This is a genomic window from Actinorectispora metalli (genome assembly GCF_056323685.1).
The window spans coordinates 535,234-554,683 of record NZ_JBREYE010000001.1; the positions used below are offsets into that span (position 1 = coordinate 535,234).

A 19,450-nucleotide genomic window follows, 5' to 3' on the forward strand; every position below is an offset into this window, starting at 1 on the left:
CCGTGCCCGGACGTCGGTCGCCAGTGCTGCGTTGGTCCAGGCCGTATCCGCGCCGATGCCGGCACCACGCTCCGAGGCGCGCCGCACCGACCCGTGGTGGCCTGCTCGGACCGAACCGCTGCGGCAGCCACGCCCGCCAACCCGCAGCATTCGAAAAGCCCGCCGACCCCCAGCCGGCGGGCTTTCGAAGTACTTGTCAGGCTCGGCGGCGCAGGGCTCGGACCGCGAGCGGGGCGAAGACGGCGGTCACCGCGAGCGCCCACACGCCGGACCAGAGCGCGTTCTCCAGCACCGGGCCGCCCCTGAGCAGCCCGCGGATCGCGTTCGCCAGCAGCGTGACCGGGTTGACGTCCACCCAGGCGCGCAGCCAGTCGGGCATCGTGTTGCCGGGCACGAACGCGTTCGAGGTGAACGTCAGCGGCATCATGATCACGAAGCCGAAGGTCATCACCTTCTCCGGTTCGGAGACCACCACGCCGATGTAGACGGCGAACCAGGAGAACAGCATGGTGAACGCGATCAGCAGCAGCAGCGCGAGCACCGTCTCACCGAAGCCCGTGGTGATACGGAAGCCGATCAGCGCGCCCACGCCGAGGATCACCAGGAACGACCAGAGCTGCCGCACCGTGTCGGCCAGGATGCGGCCCGCGAGCGGCGCGCTGCGGGCGATCGGCAGGCTCCGGAAGCGGTCGTAGACGCCCTTGGTGATGTCCGTGCTCAGCGCGAGGCTGGTGTTCATCAACGCGAACAACGCGTTCTGCACGACCATGCCGGGCAGCATGAACTGCAGGTAGTCCGAGGGCGTTCCGCCGATGGCACCGCCGAAGACGAACGTGAACAGCAGCACGAACATGATCGGCTGGATGCTCAGGTCGCCGAGTTCCATCGGGTTGTGCCGGATCTGGGCCAGGCAGCGCCAGGCCATGGTCGCCGTGTGCCGCAGAGTGGCACCGATGCCGACCGAGTCGGCGGGCGTCGGCGCGACCCCGGTGTCGGGCACCGCGGTGTCACGGGTTGGAGAGTAGGTGGTCATGCCACGCTCCTCTCGGTCTCGGTGGTCTTGCCTGCTTCCGTGCCGTTGCCCGCGCGGTGCCCGGTGAGCACGAGGAACACCTCGTCCAGGCTGGAGCCGCGCATGGACAGCTCGGCGATGCGGATTCCCGCGTCGTCCAACCTGCGCACCATGGCGGGCATCTGCTCGGGGTCGGCGATGGGGATGAGCATCGAGTCCCCGTCCCGCTTGCCCTCGGCGCCGAGGACAGCCGCGGCGACCGTGTTGATGGCGTCGTAGTCGTCGGCGAGCGCGGGCCGGATGGCCAGCGTCTGCCCGCCGACGCGGGTCTTGAGGTCCTCGGGCGTGCCGCCCGCGATGACCCGGCCGTGGTCGATGACCACGATCTCGTCGGCTAGTTGGTCGGCCTCCTCCAGGTACTGCGTGGTGAGCAGCACGGAGACACCGTCGTTGACCAGGCCGCGGACCATGTCCCAGAGGTCGTTGCGGCTGCGCGGGTCGAGCCCGGTGGTCGGCTCGTCCAGGAACAGCACGCGTGGCCTTGTGACCAGGCTCACGGCCAGGTCGAGGCGGCGGCGCATGCCCCCGGAGTAGGTCTTCACCGCTCGTCCCGCGGCGTCGGTCAGCCCGAACTGGTCGAGCAGTTCCCTGGCGCGGGCCCGCGAGTCACCGCGGGACAGTCCGATCAGCCTGCCGACGAGCAGCAGGTTCTCGGTTCCGGTCAGGGTCTCGTCCACCGAAGCCTGCTGGCCGGTGAGCGCGATGAGCTGACGCACCTGGTGGGCCTGTCGGACCACGTCGTACCCGTAGATCGTGGCGTGCCCCTCGTCGGGGGCGGTGAGGGTGGCGAGGACGCGCACCGCGGTGGTCTTGCCCGCCCCGTTGGGTCCGAGCACCCCCAGCACCGTGCCCTGTCGCACGGCGAGGTCCACGCCGGACAGGGCGGTGGTCTCGCCGAAGCGCTTCACCAGCCCTTCGGCGCGGATGACGTCGTTCATTACTGATATCTCCCCAAGTTGATACACATTCGTGGGGAGACCATGCCGGCAACCACTGACATTTCACGCACACGGCGCGGGCGGCGGCGAAAACGCGTGTCAGCGGCTGCGGACGACGATGGTGCCGGTCAGCTTGTCGTGCAGGCCGCGGTTGTCGGCGTCCCAGATCACGGCGGGGATGATGAAGAAGATGAGCAGTGTGCGCGGGATCGCACGGAGCAGGCCGACCATGGTCGAGCCGTCGACGCGGGCCACCCGCATCCCGAGCAGCACCATGCCGGGGGTGATGCCGAAGAAGGCGGTGGGCAGCACGGTGATGACCGCCCAGGACAGCAGGCTCCAGTTCTGGGGCAGCTCCGGTGCGGTGAACAGGCCCGCGACCAGGCCCGCCAGCACGACGTCGACGATCAGCGCCACCGCGCGGCGCAGCGTGGACGGCACCGAACCGGGCCCGTTCTCGGGCAGCCCGAGCCGCTCGCCGCGCCACTTCTGGCTGGGCCGGTCACCCGCGTCGGCGCCCGGTTCCAGGGCCGCGCTGGGCCCGGAAAGCCACGATCCTGTCCATCTAGCCACACAATCAGGGTAAGCCTCGGGTTCCACGCTGCGAGAGGCAGGCATTCCAGGGCAAACTCCCGCCCGTTAACGTCCGTGAAACATGCGGGTGATGACCGGGCAACACCACCCGCTTAGCGTCGGGCCGAGCTAAGCGACCGGCATTCGACCACAAAAGGAGCCAGCGAGGGTGTTCAAGAGTTCCGACGAGGTCCTGCAGTACATCAACGAGCAGGGCGTGAAGTTCGTCGATGTCCGGTTCTGCGATCTGCCCGGCATCATGCAGCACTTCACGGTGCCCGCGGCGTCCTTTGACGAGGACGCGTTCAATGAGGGTCTTGCGTTCGACGGTTCGTCGGTGCGCGGCTTCCAGCAGATCCACGAGTCGGACATGCTGCTGCTGCCCGACCCCTACACCGCGCGCATCGACCCGTTCCGGGTTGAGAAGACGCTGATCCTGAACTTCTTCGTGCACGACCCGCTGACTCGCGAGCCCTACAGCCGCGACCCGCGCAACATCGCGCGCAAGGCCGAGCAGTACATCACCGAGTCCGGCATCGCCGACACCGTGTTCTTCGGCCCCGAGGCCGAGTTCTACCTGTTCGACTCGATCCGCTTCGACACCACCGAGAACGCCTCGTTCCACGAGATCGACTCGGAGTCGGGCTGGTGGAACACCGGCGCGGACGAAGAGGGCGGCAACAAGGGCTACAAGGTCAAGTACAAGGGCGGCTACTTCCCGGTGTCGCCCACCGACCACTACGCCGACCTCCGCGACAAGATCGTGCTGAACCTGCAGGACTCGGGCTTCACCGTGGAGCGGGCGCACCACGAGGTGGGCACCGCCGGTCAGGCCGAGATCAACTACAAGTTCAATACGCTGCTGCACGCGGCGGATGACCTGCAGCTGTTCAAGTACATCGTGAAGAACACGGCGTGGCAGGCGGGCCGCACGGCCACCTTCATGCCGAAGCCGCTGTTCGGCGACAACGGCTCTGGCATGCACTGCCACCAGTCGCTGTGGAAGGACGGCGAGCCGCTGTTCCACGACGAGAGCGGCTACGGCGGCCTGTCGGACGCGGCGCGGCACTACATCGGCGGCATCCTGCACCACGCCCCGAGCCTGCTGGCCTTCACCAACCCGACGGTGAACTCCTACCACCGCCTGGTGCCCGGCTTCGAAGCCCCGGTGAACCTGGTGTACTCGCAGCGCAACCGTTCTGCCTGCGTGCGCATCCCGATCACCGGCAACAACCCGAAGGCCAAGCGCGTCGAGTTCCGCTGCCCCGACTCCTCGGGCAACCCGTACCTGGCCTTCGCCGCGATGATGATGGCGGGCCTGGACGGCATCAAGAACAAGATCGAGCCCCCGGCCCCGATCGACAAGGACCTCTACGAGCTTCCCCCCGAGGAGGCCCGCAACGTCCCGCAGGTCCCCAGCTCGCTGGACAAGGCGCTGGACAACCTGGAGGCGGACCACGACTTCCTGCTGGAAGGCGGCGTCTTCACCCCGGACGTGATCGAGACCTGGATCGCCTTCAAGCGCGAGAACGAGATCGACCCGATCCGCCTCCGCCCGCACCCCTACGAGTTCGCGCTGTATTACGACGTGTGAGCCCGAGCCGGGTTTGACCTGGCAGACGCGTGTTTCGACGAACGGCCGGTTCCGCCTCCGCGCGGAACCGGCCGTTCGTCGTTGCGCGGCAACCGATCGGGTCTACTGCGGACTATGCCGATACCGTCCGAGAACCTCGGGGAACGGGGTGGCTTCGCGGTAGCGTGAGGAGGGCAGTGGCGCCGAGACCAAGGAGCGAGCTTCCCGTGACGGCCTCGGCCCGGTTGCATGTCAGCGACGAATTTCCCGCGGTGCTGAGGCGAATCGACGCGCTCGCCGGGGAGCTTGAGGCGAACGCGGACGCGGCGGAGAAACTCGGCAGGCTTACCGACGACACCGCGCGGGCGTTGCTGGACACCGGGGTCATCAGGGCCGGGCTGCCTGCGAACCTCGGCGGCTACGAGTTCTCGCCGCGGCAGGTGATCGAGACGATCGAGCGGCTCAGCTATCACGACGCCTCGGCCGGGTGGACGATGATGGCGTTGCAGATGGTCACCGGCACCACGGCGGCCTATCTCGGTGCTGACGCGGCGGCCGAGCTGTTTCCCGATGTGGCGGGCGGTCATTACGCGTTGCTGGCGGGGCATGGCACCCGCGCTGGGCGGGCGGTTCCCGTGGACGGGGGCTATCTGGTGAGCGGGAGTTGGCAGTTCGCCTCCGGGATGGCGCTGGCCACCCATGTGCACAGTGCGATCCAGGTCGAGGGCACCGGGGAGTTTCGAGTGCTGTCGATGCCGAAGTCGCGGGTGGAGCTTGTCGACAACTGGGATGTGCTCGGTCTGCGCGCCACGAGCAGCATCGACTACCACTGCGCCGATGAGTTCGTCCCGGCGACGCACACCTATCTCGCGGCCACCACGACGCCGGCCAATGGTGGCGCGATCTTCCGCGTGGGGGTGGTGAACATGGCCGCGATCGGGCACACCGGCTGGGCGTTCGGGGTCGGGCGGCGGCTGCTGGATGAGCTGAAGCTGGTTGCCGCGGCGAAATCCGGCACCCGCAATGCTGCCACCGACACCGCGCAGTTCCACGCCGAGTTCGCGACCGCCGAAGCCAAGCTTCGTTCGGCTCGGGCGTGGGGGATGCAGGTGTGGCAAGGCAACGAGGACATTCTGGCCGCGGGCGAGCCTTTGAGTACAGAGCAGGACACGCTGATCAGGCTGGCGCTCAACCACGCGACGTGGACCGTGCAGGACATCGGCCAGACGGTGCACCGATGGGCGGCGACGGCGGCGATCCGGCGCGGGCCGATCGACCGGTTCCTGCGTGATCTCGGCACCGGCACCCAGCACATCACCTCTGGCCCGGTGGTCCTGCAGAACTGCGGGAAATGGCTCAGCGGCGCGCATCCCGAAGGGCACTGGGAGTTTCTCGACTTCGTGTCGTGATCACATCGCCACCGGTGTGCGGCGGATCGCGGCACGACCGATGAGTTTCGCCTCGCCGCGGTGTCTACATGTCGGGCCTTGTACGCCTGTGGAAGGCCCGGCATGAGATGACAAGGAGCGTGCACACCCGTGGACCAGGAGAACTTGACCGCCGCCCTGACTGTCGCCGCGCCCGTCGACAGGGTGTTCGCGGTGCTGGCGGACCCGACGACCCATTCCGCGATCGACGGCACCGGCTGGGTTCGGAAAGCCGCCGACCAGGCGCCGCTGACCGAGGCGGGGCAGGTTTTCCGGATGAACATGTATCACGCCGACCATCCGGACGGTGACTACCGGGTGGCCAACAAGGTTCACGTGCTGGAGGCGCCGCGTGCCATCGGCTGGCTGACGGGGGAAGAGAAGGACGACGGCAGCCTGGAGTTCGGCGGCTGGAGCTGGCGTTACGACCTGGCGCCGGTCGGTCTGTCCGAAACCGAGGTCACGCTCACCTACGACTGGTCGGCGGTGCCGCAGTCCATCCGGGAGTACATCCAGTTCCCGCCTTTCGACCCTGCGCATCTCACCAACTCGCTGCAGCACTTGGCCGAGCTCGCCGCACCAACGCCACGAGCCTGACCGTGGCGATCGGTCCCGGCCCTGTCGTCACTGGCAGGTTTCCAGGACTTTGATCACGGCGCAGGTCGCCTGCATGCCGGGCACGATGCCGACGAGGAGCACGTGGTCACCCGCCCGGATCTGGCGGGAGGTCCACAGGTGTTCGAGGCCCGCGAGTTGGTCGATGGTTCCCGCGTGGCCGGTGGTGCGGTGGAATTCCCAGCTTGTCCTGGACTCGTCGATGCCGAGGGGTTCGAGGAAGACTTCGCGGAGGGCGGGCAGGTTGAAGCCGGGGTGGGTGACGCGGGTGATTTCGGACATCCGCACGCCCGCGTCGGCGAGTGCTCGGGCCGCGGTGTCGCGCAGGAGCTTGCCGACGTCGCCGATGGGCGGCAGGTTTCCCTTGGCCCACTCCTGTTTCCAGTAGAGGTGGCGGGCCTCGATGTCGAGGCGGGCGCCGATGGTGATGCCGGGCGGGAACAGGGCTTCGCCGCCGCGGTCGAGTGGTTCCAGGTCGGGGTCGGACATGGAGCTGACGGAGAGCAGCTGGGCGAAGCCGGGGTGGCGGGAGACCAGTACGGCGGCGGCGCCGTCGCCGAGGACGAAGTTCCTGCTGGTGGTCCAGCGGTCCACGATGGGGGTGGAGAAGTTGTCGCCGCCGACGACGAGGACGGCCTCGCGGTACGGGTCCGCGCCGAGGTGGTTGGAGGCCAGTTCGAGGCAGCTCAGCATTCCGTTGCAGCCCTGGCGGATCTCGACCGCCGGGATTCGGGTGCCGAGGGTGTTGCGGAGGATGTAGTGCTGGGGGGACCAGGAGTCCGGTCCTTGGTAGTGCACGGCGGTGTGGAAGAGGGCGGCGATGGCCGATGGCGGCAGGGGTGACTTCTTGAGCAGGTCGTTCACCGCCGTGACCGCCATGTCGGGGGCGGGCAGGGTATCGGCGACGGCGACCGACTTCAGGCCCGCGCGGTCGGCGGCGTCCTGGTCGTACCAACCGCTGTGCACGGCGTGGGCGGTGTCCACCAGGTCCGGCAGGTAGGTGCTGATACCGGCCAGGTAGGTGTCGGTGTGCATTGCTTCTCCTCGTGTCAGCCGGTCAGAAAAGCGTGACTTTCCGAAGGCGGGTCGGCCTGCGGGGTGGTGAGGCGGTCGGCGAGTTCGCGGGCGAGGGCGGCGACGGTGGTGGCGGTCCAGAGCAGTGCCGCGGGCAGGTCCAGGCGGAGCCTGCGTTCCAGTTTCCGACGGATCGCCAGCATCATCACCGAGTCCAGGCCCAGTTCGGGGAGGGGGCGGTTGAGGTCAAGGTCCTCGGCCGGGGTCTGCGTTTCGGCGCCGACGATGGCGACGACTTCGCTGGTCACGCGGCGCAGCAGTTCATCGGGGGCGAGGTCGGCGGTGAACTCGGCCACGCTCTCCTCGGTGGTTGCCTGCCTGAATTTCAGGGCGCTCAGGAGGGGCAGCGGGGTCCGTCCTGGTGGGAGGTCCACTGTGGGCATGACCACCGCGTACGGGATGTCGGTGCGGTGGGCCAGTTCCCAGGCGCGGAACGCTTCGGCCGCGGAGATCGTGCCGACGCCGGACTCGCGTAGTTCTTGCTCCACGGTGTCGTTGGCCGCCATGCCCATGCCGCGCCACGAGGTCCAGGCGAGGCTGATGGTGTCGCGGTGCCCGGTCGAGCGGCGGTGCCGGGCGAGCGCGTCGAGAAACGCGTTGCCGCAGGCGTAAGCGGCTTGGCCGGGCAGACCGAGCAGCAGGCCGTTGGAGGAGAACAGGGCGAGGAAGTCGAGGCTGCCCGGTGGGAACAGGGTGTGCAGGGTCAGCGCTCCGTCGACCTTGGGACGCATGACCCTGCGCAGCGATGCCTCGTCCAGGTCGCGCAACATGCGGTTGTCCAGTACGCCGGCGGCGTGCACGACGCCCCGGATCGGCGGCAGGCCCGGTTCGGCGCGGAGCAGGCGGGTGCTGGTTTCGAGGTCGGCGATGTCGAGGGCGAGGGTCCGCACGGTGACGCCCATTGCCTCCAGGCCGCGGATCGCGCCGGTTCGGGCGCCGTCGGGGTTCTCCGCCAGGGGGGTGCGGCCTGCCAGGATGAGGTGTCGTGCGCCGCGCCCGGCGAGCCAGCGTGCCACCTCGAGTCCGAGGGTGCCCAGGCCGCCGGTGATCAGGTAGGCGGCGTCCGGCAGGCATTCCAGCTCGGACCCGTCGGGATCGGCGGCCGGGGTGAGGCGCGCGGTCTCGACCTCGCCTGCCCGGATCGCGAGGACGTCTTCCTTCGGGCGGGCCGCGATCACGGCGGTGAGCGCTCGGAGGTCCGCCGGTCCGGGTGCGGTGGGCAGGTCCACGATGCCGCCCCACAGTTCCGGGTGCTCGCCTCTGATGACTCGGCCCAGTCCCCAGCTGGGGCCTTGGGCGACCTGGTCGAGGTCGCCGGGTTCGCGTTGGCCCGTCGTCACCGCCCAGAGCCTGCTACCGCGGATGTCGGCCGCGCCCATGACCTGTGCGGTTCTGGCCAGGCGCCATGCCCCGGCGGCCGCGGCCGGTCGGTCCGGGAGCACCAGGACGTCCACAGCGGAGGCCGCGGCGGCGAGTTCCTCGGGTGAGTCGAGCACGGTGTGTTCCACTCCCGCCGTCGCGAGCCAGTCGCCGAGCGACGCGGCCAGTCCGCCCCGGCCGCCGACCAGCAGCACCGGGCGGGACGCTGCCCGCGCTGGAGCGAGGGGAACCCAATTCAACTGGTGCACAAGCTCACCCGGGACGCGGTCGGCCAGGCCGCCGTCCAACCGTCCGAAGCGCAACTCGGTCATCCGCAACAGGACATGGCCCGCTTCGTCGGACACGACGACGTCCACTGTGTCCTGAGCGTCGGTGGCCGACACCTCGATGATCGCGGTGCCGGACGGGACACGGCCGCCGACGGCGAGCGCGCGCAGGTAGCGGGGCATCCGCAGCACGGGTTCGCCGGGAAACACCAGCGGCGCGACGGCCAGCACCGCGTCCAGCACCGGCGCCCACGTGGTGGGGTCGTGGTCGACGCGGACCACGGCGAGGACTCCCGTGTCCGAGGTGCGAAGCTCGGTCGGCTCCCACCGGAAGCCGGGGGCGGCGCCGACCTCCGACAGGTGCCGGTGCACGTCACCGGGTGCGCGGCGGTTCGGATGGCGGTGCGACTCCCCCACGTCCACCGTCTCGTCCAGCGCTTCGGCGTCGGTCACCGCCATGCCGGTGGCGTGGGTCAGCCACGAGTCGTGCCCGTCGCCCGCGCGCCGGGAGGCGAGCCGGATGCCTGAGTTGGTGGACACCACCTGGATGTCGTGCGGTTCGGTTACCGGCAGCGGCATGCTCAGCGTCACCTCGGCGAGCCGAGGTGACCGGGCCGCGGCCAGGAAGGTGTTGAGCACCACCGAGGCGGGCACGACCTCCACTCCGTGGATGGTGTGCTCACCGGAGTAGGGGCGGTTCTCGTGGTCCACCCTGGTGTGCCACAGCCGCATCGACGGGGTGCCCGCGACGGTCGTGGCCGCGCCCAGCAGGGTGTGCGAATCCGGGTCGTGGTGCTCGGTGCCCGTTCCCGGCGAGAGTGCCGGGCGGCGCCAGAACCGCTTGTGTTGCCAGGCGACCGGGGGCAGCGACACGAGGTTCGCGGGCTGGTCCACGGGCCACCGCACCACGGCACCGTGGGTGTGTAGTGCGGCGAGGGCACCCAGCAGGGTGGATTGCTCCGGCCTGCGGCGGCGCAGGGCACCCGTGGCGAACCCGTCGTCGGCGCCGCGGTGGGCGAGCGTCTCGGCGATCGAATGGGTCACCACCGGGTGCGGCGCGATCTCGAGGAAGAGCCGGTGACCGTCGTCCAGCGCGGCGGTGACGGCATCGGCCAGCCGCACCGGGTTGCGCAGGTTCGCCGTCCAGTAGGCGCCGTCGTGCCGGGGCCGGGCGCGCGGGTCCGCCAGCGCCGTCGAGTAGAAGGGCAGGTGGGGTTGGAAGACCTCGAGGTCCTCGGCTGCGCTTTCCAGATCCGCGAGCAGGCAGTCCATGTGCGGGCTGTGGAACGCGACGTCCGAGGTGACCTCGCGGACGGGGAGTCCGTCGGCCCGCCAGCGTTGCGTCACCGCCCGGACGGCGGCCGCGGCGCCGGAGATCACGGTGGAGGTGGGCGACGCGGAGATCGCCGGGACCACGTCCTGGCTGTCGCCGAGAAGCTCCCGGACCTGCTGGAAGGGCAAGCCGACCATGGCCATGGCGCCGTCGCCCGCGACCTTGCGCAGCAGGACCGACCGGCGGCACACCAGGCGGGCGCCGTCGAGCAGGGTCAGCGCCCCGGCCGCGACCGCGGCGGCGATCTCGCCCACCGAGTGGCCGATGACGGCGGCCGGGCGAAGGCCCTTGGCGCGCAACACCCCGGCCAACGCGACCTGCACCGCGAAGATCATCGGCTGGATGCGGGCGACTTCCTCGAGGGGGTCCTCGGCCAGGGCCTGCCGGGGGGCGAATCCGATCTCGGCGGTGAAGACCGGCCCCAGCGCGTCGATCACCTCGGCGAAGACGGGTTCCGCCGCCAGGAGTTCGCGGCCCATGCCGACCCACTGCGAGCCGTGTCCGGAGAACACCCACACCGGGTTCGCGGGCGTGGCCGGGCCGATCCCGTGAATCTCCTCGTCTGTCAGTGACCGCAACCGCTCGGCGAGGTCATGTCGGTCGTGGGCGACGACCGCGGCGCGGTGGGCCAGATGGCTGCGGCGCGCGAGCAGGGTGTGCGCCACGTCCGCGAGGCGAGCGTCCGCGCCGCTGCCGTCGAGCCAGTCGGCCAGCCTGCCCGCGTACTGGCGCACCGCCGTGGGGGTGGCCCCGGACAGGGGGAACAGCCACGGTCCCGCGTGGTCCGCGCTGCGCCGGGTCGCGGGGGTCGGGACCGGCGGGGCCTCTTCGAGGATCAGGTGGCCGATCGTCCCGCCGTAGCCGAAGGCGGAGACACCGACGCGGCGCGGCGACTCCCGCTCCGGCCAGGGCCGCAGCCCGCGGACCGGGGCCAGGCCCGCGGCCACCCAGTCGATGTGCGGGTTCGGTCGGTCCAGGTTCGCGATGGGCGGGATGCGCCCATGCACGAGTGCGAGCACGGCCTTCAGCACGCCCGCGACACCGGCGCCCGCCTCCAGGTGGCCGATGTTGGACTTCACCGAGCTGATCTGGCAGGGGTTCGCGGCGTCGGGTCTGCCGTAGACGCGGCCCAGGGCGGCGGCCTCGATGCGGTCGCCGATCCGGGTTCCGGTGCCGTGTGCCTCGACGTAGTCCACGGTGTGCGCGGCCACGTCGGCTTGGCGCAGGGCCTGCCGGATCACCTGTTCCTGGGCTTCGTCGCTGGGCGCCATGATCCCGTTGGTGCGCCCGTCCTGGCTGACGGCGCTGCCGCGGATCACGGCGAGCACGCGGTCGCCGTCGCGTTCGGCGTCGGCCAGCCGCTTGAGGACCAGGACCGCGCAACCCTCGCCGCGGCCGTAGCCGTCGGCGGCGGCGTCGAAGGACTTCGACCGTCCGTCGGGCGAGGTGGCGCCCGCGGCGTCCAGCACCATCGTCAGGCCCGGCCCGGCGATCACGTTGATGCCGCCGACGATGGCCATGCTGCTCTCCCCCAACCGCAGGCTGGCGCAGGCGAGGTGGGTCGCGACCAGCGAGGCCGAGCAGGCGGTGTCGACCGCGAGACTCGGGCCGCGCAGGTCGAGGACGTAGGAGACCCGGTTGGCCACGCCGCACAGAGCCGAGCCGATGCCGGTCCAGGCCTCGATGCCGGGCAGGTCCTCCAGAAGCTGCCTGCCGTAGTCGTCGGAGCCGACGCCGGTGAAGACACCGGTGGCGGTGCCCGCGAGGCTTTCCGGCGGCACCCCCGCGTGTTCCAGTGCCTGCCAGGCGACCTCGAGCATGATGCGCTGCTGCGGGTCCATGAGCTCGGCTTCCCGCGGGGTGATCCCGAAGAAGTCGGCGTCGAAACCCGCGGCATCGGCCAGGAACGCGCCCCGCCGGGTGGTGCCGCGCATCGCCCGCGCGTCCCGGGGGTTGGCGGTGTAGGCCTGCCACCGGTCCTCGGGCAGGGTGGCGGTCGCCTCTCTGCCCTCGCACACGAAGCGCCAGAACTCCTCCGCCGAGTCCAGACCGCCCGGCAGGCGGCAGCCAAGGCCGATGACGGCGATGGGTTCGCTTTCCGGCGCGCGGTCGCTCCCCGAGTGCCTCATCATGTGCGTTCCTTCCGCGGGCGAAGGTCGTGGTCGAGAAATCAACAGACAAGGGGCGGTGTCACGATTTATTCCGTGCGCACCGAATAAATGAAGCGATTGGCTCGAGGTCAAGTTACGAGTGCCGGGAAGCTTCGTCAACCGCTTGCGGGGTAAGCGCAAACCAGCCAGGTCACCGGGATGATGACAACAACGCAGACGGTTGCTCACAAATTACTAGTCATAAAGCACTAGCCATAATGGGCCGAGTAGAAAAACACTGCTTTGCGGACCCCATTAAGCATGGTTTACTCCACCGGAAAGGCGCCGCCACCCTGTTGGGCACGAGCACACCCATTATGTGCGATTCGAGCGCAATTTGAGGCAAAAGCGAGATATCCGTTCTCGACTTCCGGGAGGAGTCTTCAGTGTCGATGGTGAAAGACGATCAGGGCTTGGAGCTGGGAACCGTGGCGCACATTCTCCTGCGCGCCGCGGCCACCCGTTCCGCTTCCGGCCTGTGGTACGAGTCGGAGGCCGGTGGCGACGCCGCCTTCCAGTCCTACCCCGAACTCCTGGACGAGGCGGGTCGAATCCTGGCGGGCCTGCGGGCCCGCGGGCTGCGGCCGGGTGACACGGTGGCGCTGCTGCTGGAGCGCCCGCCGGACTTCATCCCGGCCTTCTGGGCCTGCGTGCTCGGCGGTCTTGTGCCCTGCCCGCTGGTCCCGGTGCACGGCGACCCCGCCCGGTGGAAGACCCAGCTCGCCCACGTGAACGAACTGCTCGGTGGCCCGCTGCTGATCACGACGGCTCGGCTGCGGGAGGAGCTGCCGACGGTGCCGGGCAGCACCGTGGTGTCCCTGCCCGAGGTGCGCCTCGATGAACCTGACCAGGTCGTTCACGAGGCGGCCGCCGAGGATCTCGCGGTGCTGGTGCTCACCTCCGGTTCGACCGGCAACTCCAAGGCGGTGATGCTCACCCACGCCAACCTGCTCGCGTCGATGGCGGCGAAGGCCGAGCGCCAGCCGCTCGAGGCAGAGGACACCGCCCTGAACTGGATCTCCTTCGACCACGTCGCGGCGCTGCTGGAATGCCACCTGTTCCCGATGTTCGCGGGCGTCACCCAGGTCCAGGTGGAGCCCGAGGTCATCCTGGAGCAGCCGATGCGGTTCCTGGAGCTGATCGACAAGCACCAGGTGGCCATGACCTTCACCCCCAACTTCCTGCTGGGGCACATCAACCGGCAGGCCACCGGCGGGGACGCGCTCGACCTTTCGCCGCTGAAGTACATCGTGTCCGGCGGGGAGGCCGTCGTCCGCGCCACAGCGGAGGCGTTCCTGGACCGCTTCGCCTCCTCCGGACTCCCCCGCGGCGCCCTGCTGCCCGCGTTCGGGATGACCGAGACCTGCGCCGGGAGCGTCTATTCGCACGACTTCCCCGACATCGACGCGGGCCAGGAGTTCGCCTCCCTCGGCCTGCCGCTGCGTGACCTGCGGCTTCGGGTGACCGACCCCGCCGACGCGCCGCTGCCTCCCGGTGAGGTCGGCGAACTCCAGCTTCGCGGCCCCATGGTCTCGCCGGGGTACTTCAACGACGACAACGCCACCGCGGCGGCGTTCACCGCCGACGGCTGGTTCCGCACCGGGGACCTCGGCAAGCTGGACGAGGCGGGCAGGCTCACGTTGGCGGGCCGCAGCAAGGACAGCATCATCGTCAACGGGGTCAACTACTTCAGCCACGACCTCGAAACGGTGCTGGGACTGCTCGACGGGATCGAGAAGTCGTCGGTGGCCGTCTTCCCCACCAGGGAACCGGGCAGCGACACCGAGCACCTCGTGGTCACCTTCGTCCCCGCCGTCTCATCGGACGACGAGCGCGAACTGCACCGGGTGATCACCACCGTCCAGGAATGCGTCGTGCGGCACTGGGGATTCCGGGCCTCGCTGGTACTGCCGCTCACCGGGGACGCGGTGCCCAAGACCAGCCTCGGCAAAATCCAGCGCTCGGTGCTGCGGAAGCGGTTGGAGGCGGGCGAGTTCGACAAGGTCCGGCAGCAGGTCAGGGAACTGGCCGAACGCGGGCGCGAGGACCACGCCGAGCCGGTGGGAGCCACCGAGATCGCGCTCGCCGAGATCTACGGCGAGATCTTCGACGTCGACCCCGCGTCGGTGAGCGCGACGGCGAGCTTCGTCGACCTGGGTGGCACCTCGCTGGATGTGTTGCGCCTCAAGCGGAAGGCGGAGCAGCGGCTGGACCTGGCCGACCTGCCGATCAGCTGGATTCTGCGGGCGCCCACGGTGCGGGCTCTCGCGGAGCGGCTGGCCGAGGGTGCCGGGCAGCAGCCGGGTGTGTACGACCCGCTGGTCACGTTGCAGTCCACCGGGGACAAGACGCCGCTGTTCTTCATCCACCCCGGCTCGGGCGAGGTGCTGGTCTTCGTGAACCTGGCGAAGTACTTCACCGACGAACGGCCCTTCTACGCGCTGCGGGCGCGTGGTTTCGGCAAGGGCGAGCCGTATTTCACCAGTTTCGGCGAAATGGTCGAATGCTACGTCGCGGCCATCAGGAAGAAGCAGCCCACGGGCCCATACGCCATCGCCGGGTATTCCTTCGGCGTCGCGGTCGCCTTCGAGATCGCGAAGCTGCTGGAATCCGAAGGCGAGCGCGTCGACTTCGTCGGCGCCGTCAACCTGCCGCCGCACTTCAAACAACGCATGGAGCAGCTGGATTTCATCGAGGGCGCGGTGAACCTGGCGTTCCTGCTCTCGCTGATCGAGGCGGAGAAAGTGGCCGAGCTGCCGAAGCAGCTCCGCGGCAGCCTTCCCGACAAGAGGCACCAAATCGACTACCTGATGAGCCTCGCCGAACCGGACCGGCTCGCCGAACTCGACCTGGACACCGCCAAGTTCGCCGCCTGGAGCGAACTGACGCAGTCCCTGCTGAGCATCGGACGGCATTACGAGCCGAGCGGGAATGTCCGCGGCATCAGCGTCTTCCACGCCATTCCCCCGCTGGGCGGGGACCGGGACACCTGGCTCGACCAGGTGCACAAGTGGGATGACTTCAGCCGGGAACCCGGCCGCTACTTCGAGGTCCCCGGCGAGCACTACACGGTGATGGGGCCGGAGCACGTCGCGGAGTTCCAGGCGATCTTCCGCGGGGAACTGCACCGGGCCTTGGGTGGCAGATAGGTCGACACACGGGACAGGCGGTGTGCGAGCACACCGCCTGTCACCGTCAGGAGAACGAGGTCACTGCTGCGGCGAGGTGCCGCGGAAGCGGTTGATCGCGGACTCGTGCCTGGCGCGGAACTCGGGGTCGTCCACCCCGCCTCCCTCGCCGCGGGCCAGGCACAGCACGCCGACCTTGCCGTGGTGGCGGTTGCGATAAACCTCGTCCACGGCCTGACCCACCTCGGCGAGCGGGAAGGACTGGGACAGCGTGGGGTGGATTTTGCCCTTCACGATCAACCGGTTCGCCTCCCACGCCTCCCGGTAGTTGGCGAAGTGCGAGCCGACGATGCGCTTGAGGTACATCCAGAGGTAGCGGTTGTCGAACTCGTGGCGGTAGCCGGTGGTGGAGGCGCAGGTCGTGATGACCCCGCCGCGGCGGGTGACGAACACCGAGGCGCCGAAGGTCTCGCGGCCGGGGTGCTCGAAGACGATGTCCACGTCCTCCCCGCCGGTCAGCTCGCGGATGCGCTTGCCGAAGCGCTTCCACTCCGCCGGGTCCTGGGTGTTCTCGTCCTTCCAGAACCGGTAGTTCTCCTCGCTGCGGTTGATGATCGACTCGGCGCCCATCTCCCGGCAGATCTCGGCCTTGTGGTCGTTGGACACCACGCAGATCGGGTTCGCCCCGCCGGCCAGCGCCAGCTGGGTGGCGTAGGAGCCAAGGCCGCCGCCCGCGCCCCAGATCAACACGTTGTCGCCCTGCTTCATGGCCGCGCCGTTGGAGGACACCAGCTGCCGGTAGGCGGTGGAATTCACCAGTCCTGGCGAGGCTGCCTCCTCCCAGTTGAGGTGCCCGGCCTTGGGCATCAGCTGGTTGGCCTTGACCAGCGCGAGTTCGCCGAGGCCGCCGTAGTTGGTCTCGTAGCCCCAGATGCGTTGCTCGGGGTCGAGCATGGTGTCGCCGTGCCCGTCGGCGTCCTCCAGCTCCACCGACAGGCAGTGCGCGACCACCCGGTCGCCCGGCTTCCAGCGGCGGACGCCGGGACCGGTGCGCAGCACCACGCCCGCGAGGTCGGAGCCGATCACGTGCCAGGGCTGGTCGTGCCGGGCGGCAAGGCCGCCGGTGCGGGCGTAGCGCTCCAGGAAGGCGAAGGTGGGCACCGGTGAGAACAACGCGCTCCACACCGTGTTGTAGTTGATCGAGCTGGCCATCACCGCGACGAGCGCCTCGCCGGGGCCGGGTTCGGGGGTCGGCACGTCGTGCAGGTGCAGCGCCTTGCTCGGCTCGCGGTCGCGGGTGGGAATCCCCTCGAACATGTGCTGCTGGTCCTTGAACAGCACCGCGGCCCGGTAGTGCTCCGGCACGGGCAGCGAGGCGATGTCCTCGCTTGTCGCTTCGGCGGATTCCAGCACCTCAACCAGTTCGGATGTCACGAAACAAACTCCCATCCAGGCGATTCCGGCACGGGCACCGCGCGGGGTGTGCGCAGCGTCGCGGGCCCCCAGCCTCACCAGTGGAGCAGCCCGACGGCTCCGCCTTTCTCGACAATCACTCGACGACCGCTCAAGTGCGGGCACGACAAGGGCGGGGCCCGCCAAGCCGCGGCTTGGCGGGCCCCATTGAGGGGGGAGGATGGTCTACATGCTGCGGGAATCCGAGCTGCGGCGTTCCAGCTGGTAGGCCCGTGCGATCAGCGCGATGCCGATCGCGGCGGCCGTCAGCACGGCGAACACCCGCCAGCCGGAGAAGCCGGTGAAGCCGTGCATGAACGGGTTGAGCCAGGTGAAGATCCGGGAGAACGGCCACCACTCGCTGAACACCCGTGCCTCGGGCGGCAGATAGGCGACCATGTTGAACCCGCCGCAGACGAAGAACGTCACCATGGAACCGAGGGTGATGATCGGCTGGGCGGCCCGGAAGTACTTCAGGTAGTGACCCGCGAAGATGCCGATCCCCGCGCAGGCCACCATGACCGGGATCATGATCGCGTAGACGCCGAGCACGTGCAGGAAGTCCACGTGGAACTCGGCTATCCAATACGACAGCCCCAGTGGCAACAGTGACAACAGGATTGTCACCACGATCGCCGAGAACACGTTGGCCAGCCCGGCGATGATCGGGTTGAGCGGGGTGAGCAGGATTTCCTTGCGGGTGGAGTTCTCCCGTTCCAGCAGGAACAGGTTGGAGGCGATGAGCATCGCGCCGAAGAACAGCGCCAGCAGCACCGACGATCCGCCGAGGAACGCCGACCGCCAAACGTCGTGCTGGCGGGCGCCCACCATCTCGTTGCTGATCCGAAGCTGCGCGCCCGCCACGTCCGTGCCGTTCAGCACCATCTGGAGCCTGCCCGCGGTGTTCTTCACCGCGTCGGAGTTGACGTTGTAGTTGCGCACATGGACCTGGTGCGTGGTGGCGTAGTCCGGCGGGATCGTCACCACCATCTGGAGCCTGCCCCAGTCGACAAGCTCCTGCGCCTTCTTCTCGTCGTCGGCGACGATGTCGAACCACGGCGTGATGTCCGAGCGCGCGTCGCGGATCTTGTGTTCGAGCGCCTGGGCTTCTTTGCTGGTGGACTGGTTGACCAGCCCGATGCCGTAGGCGTCGCCGAACCCGCCGTAGACCAGCGTGGCGAGGATCAGCATCGCCACCGGAACGATCGCGGCCTGGATGAGCAGGGCCTTCTGCCTGCGCAGCAGCATCAGGTTCCGCCTGTGCACCGCGAGGAACGCGTGCAGCGTAGTCATGTCGAAAGTCTCCTTCTGCCCGGTGCCGTCACTGGCCTTGGGTGAAGCGGAGCTTGCTCCGCAGCACCTTGATCGAGATGGCGACCAGGGCCACGATGAGCAGCGACAGCCAGAGCAGGTAGTACTGCTGCGTGTAGAACGGCGTCAGGCCCTCCACGGTGAAGCGGATCTGGTCGATGGCGGCGCTCACCGGGAAGAACCTCGCGCACCACCAGAGGAACTCCACGAGCCCGTCGTGTGCGTAGCCCCGCATGTAGGACTCGAAGCCGAACACCAGGAAGTGGATCAGCGTGAGCACCGCGGCGATCGGCACCAGCGGCAGCGAGCGCCGCAACGCGACCCCGAGCAGCACCCCGAGGGCGGACCCGTAGCCGAAGAACAACACCAGCGGTCCCCAGGTGCCCGGCCCCAGCTTGCCGATCGGATAGCCCAGCGCGAGCCAGAGCGCGAGTACCACCAGCACCATGGTGATCAGCGTCTGGATGAACGCGGTCACCCACTTTCCGATCACCAGCGGCCAGGTGCCCCGCGGCGAGAGCACCAGTGCCTTGGCGGTGCGGTCCTCCCACTCCCGCGCGATCAGGCTGCCGGTGTTCACCATCGACGCGTACAGCACCGCGAACATCAGCAGGCTGGCGCCCATGTACCGGGTGAAGCTCATATCGGTGAACCAGCGGTTCTCCTCCCGGATGTTCACCACGTGGGCGGGGTCCAGTTGGCGCTGCATGGTCGCGATGGCGTCCTGCATCCGCAGGCCGAGGTTCTTGGTGATGTCCGAGTTGATGTTCTGCACCACGACCTGGGTGCTCGCGCGGCCGTTGTCCACATCGGACTCAAAGGTGGCCGGGATGACGACGAGGCCAACGGTCTCGCCTTCGGCGTACATCCGGCGGGCCTCGGCGGGGTCGGTGGTCCTGATCTCCCAGGCGTCACCGTCCTCGCCGCGCATGTCCCGGATGATCGACATGAACCGGTCGGTGTTCGGGCCCTGTGACTCGATCGCGAACCCGAGGGGCGCGGTGGTGGCGGTCTGCACGATGAACGCGTACAGCAGCACGAACAACAGCGGCACCAGCACGCCGAGGACGAAGAAGACCGGATTGCGCCTGGACACCAGCAGGTCCTTGGACACCAGGGCGCGAACTGCGGTCAGCATGAGCAACTCCCCCTCTTTCC

Annotated in this window: 12 protein-coding genes; 4 read left to right on the forward strand and 8 right to left on the reverse strand. The window is 69.0% G+C overall.

Annotation, left to right across the window (positions count from 1 at the left end):
- Positions 1-196: 196 nt before the first annotated feature.
- From ACU6XJ_RS02500 to ACU6XJ_RS02510, 3 genes are all read right to left on the reverse strand, one after another.
- Positions 197-1,033, reverse strand: coding sequence for an ABC transporter permease (locus ACU6XJ_RS02500; protein ID WP_476306430.1), 837 nt, complete (start codon positions 1,031-1,033; stop codon positions 197-199).
- Positions 1,030-2,010, reverse strand: coding sequence for an ATP-binding cassette domain-containing protein (locus tag ACU6XJ_RS02505; protein WP_476306433.1), 981 nt, complete (start codon positions 2,008-2,010; stop codon positions 1,030-1,032). Before ACU6XJ_RS02505 ends, ACU6XJ_RS02500 begins: the two co-directional genes overlap by 4 nt.
- A 99-nt stretch (positions 2,011-2,109) precedes the next feature.
- Positions 2,110-2,583 carry an RDD family protein gene (locus tag ACU6XJ_RS02510; protein ID WP_476306435.1) on the reverse strand — a complete coding sequence of 158 codons (474 nt, stop codon included), beginning with the start codon at positions 2,581-2,583 and terminating at the stop codon, positions 2,110-2,112.
- 169 nt (positions 2,584-2,752) lie between these two features.
- On the opposite strand from ACU6XJ_RS02510, the gene glnA reads away from it, so the two are divergent.
- From glnA to ACU6XJ_RS02525, 3 genes are all read left to right on the forward strand, one after another.
- On the forward strand, positions 2,753-4,177 hold the full coding sequence (gene glnA, locus ACU6XJ_RS02515; RefSeq protein WP_476306437.1) for a type I glutamate--ammonia ligase: 1,425 nt from the start codon (positions 2,753-2,755) through the stop codon (positions 4,175-4,177).
- Between the two features lie 206 nt (positions 4,178-4,383).
- A complete protein-coding gene (locus tag ACU6XJ_RS02520) occupies positions 4,384-5,565 on the forward strand; it encodes an acyl-CoA dehydrogenase family protein (RefSeq protein WP_476306438.1) in 1,182 nt (393 codons plus the stop codon).
- A 129-nt stretch (positions 5,566-5,694) separates the two neighbouring features.
- Positions 5,695-6,180: an SRPBCC family protein gene (locus ACU6XJ_RS02525; protein ID WP_476306440.1), complete on the forward strand. Its 486-nt coding sequence runs from the start codon at positions 5,695-5,697 to the stop codon at positions 6,178-6,180.
- Between the two features lie 27 nt (positions 6,181-6,207).
- Here the strand turns inward: ACU6XJ_RS02525 and ACU6XJ_RS02530 are convergent, their stop codons facing one another.
- Both ACU6XJ_RS02530 and ACU6XJ_RS02535 read right to left on the reverse strand, forming a co-directional pair.
- Positions 6,208-7,233, reverse strand: a complete 1,026-nt coding sequence (locus tag ACU6XJ_RS02530; protein WP_476306442.1) for a ketoacyl-ACP synthase III family protein — start codon at positions 7,231-7,233, stop codon at positions 6,208-6,210.
- Between the two features lie 14 nt (positions 7,234-7,247).
- Complete coding sequence (locus tag ACU6XJ_RS02535) at positions 7,248-12,383, reverse strand: type I polyketide synthase (RefSeq protein ID WP_476306445.1); 5,136 nt, start codon at positions 12,381-12,383, stop codon at positions 7,248-7,250.
- Positions 12,384-12,793: 410 nt separating this feature from the next.
- Between ACU6XJ_RS02535 and ACU6XJ_RS02540 the strand changes: the two genes are divergently transcribed.
- Positions 12,794-15,550 carry an AMP-binding protein gene (locus ACU6XJ_RS02540; protein ID WP_476313774.1) on the forward strand — a complete coding sequence of 919 codons (2,757 nt, stop codon included), beginning with the start codon at positions 12,794-12,796 and terminating at the stop codon, positions 15,548-15,550.
- 60 nt (positions 15,551-15,610) lie between these two features.
- Here ACU6XJ_RS02540 and ccrA read toward each other — a convergent pair whose 3' ends face one another.
- The 3 genes from ccrA to ACU6XJ_RS02555 form a co-directional block, all read right to left on the reverse strand.
- Positions 15,611-16,963, reverse strand: a complete 1,353-nt coding sequence (gene ccrA / locus ACU6XJ_RS02545; RefSeq protein WP_476306448.1) for a crotonyl-CoA carboxylase/reductase — start codon at positions 16,961-16,963, stop codon at positions 15,611-15,613.
- A gap of 204 nt (positions 16,964-17,167) precedes the next feature.
- Positions 17,168-18,274: an ABC transporter permease gene (locus ACU6XJ_RS02550; RefSeq protein WP_476306451.1), complete on the reverse strand. Its 1,107-nt coding sequence runs from the start codon at positions 18,272-18,274 to the stop codon at positions 17,168-17,170.
- Between the two features lie 28 nt (positions 18,275-18,302).
- The gene (locus ACU6XJ_RS02555) at positions 18,303-19,430 is read right to left on the reverse strand and encodes an ABC transporter permease (protein WP_476306454.1); all 1,128 of its coding nucleotides are present in this window, start codon (positions 19,428-19,430) and stop codon (positions 18,303-18,305) included.
- Positions 19,431-19,450 lie beyond the last annotated feature (20 nt).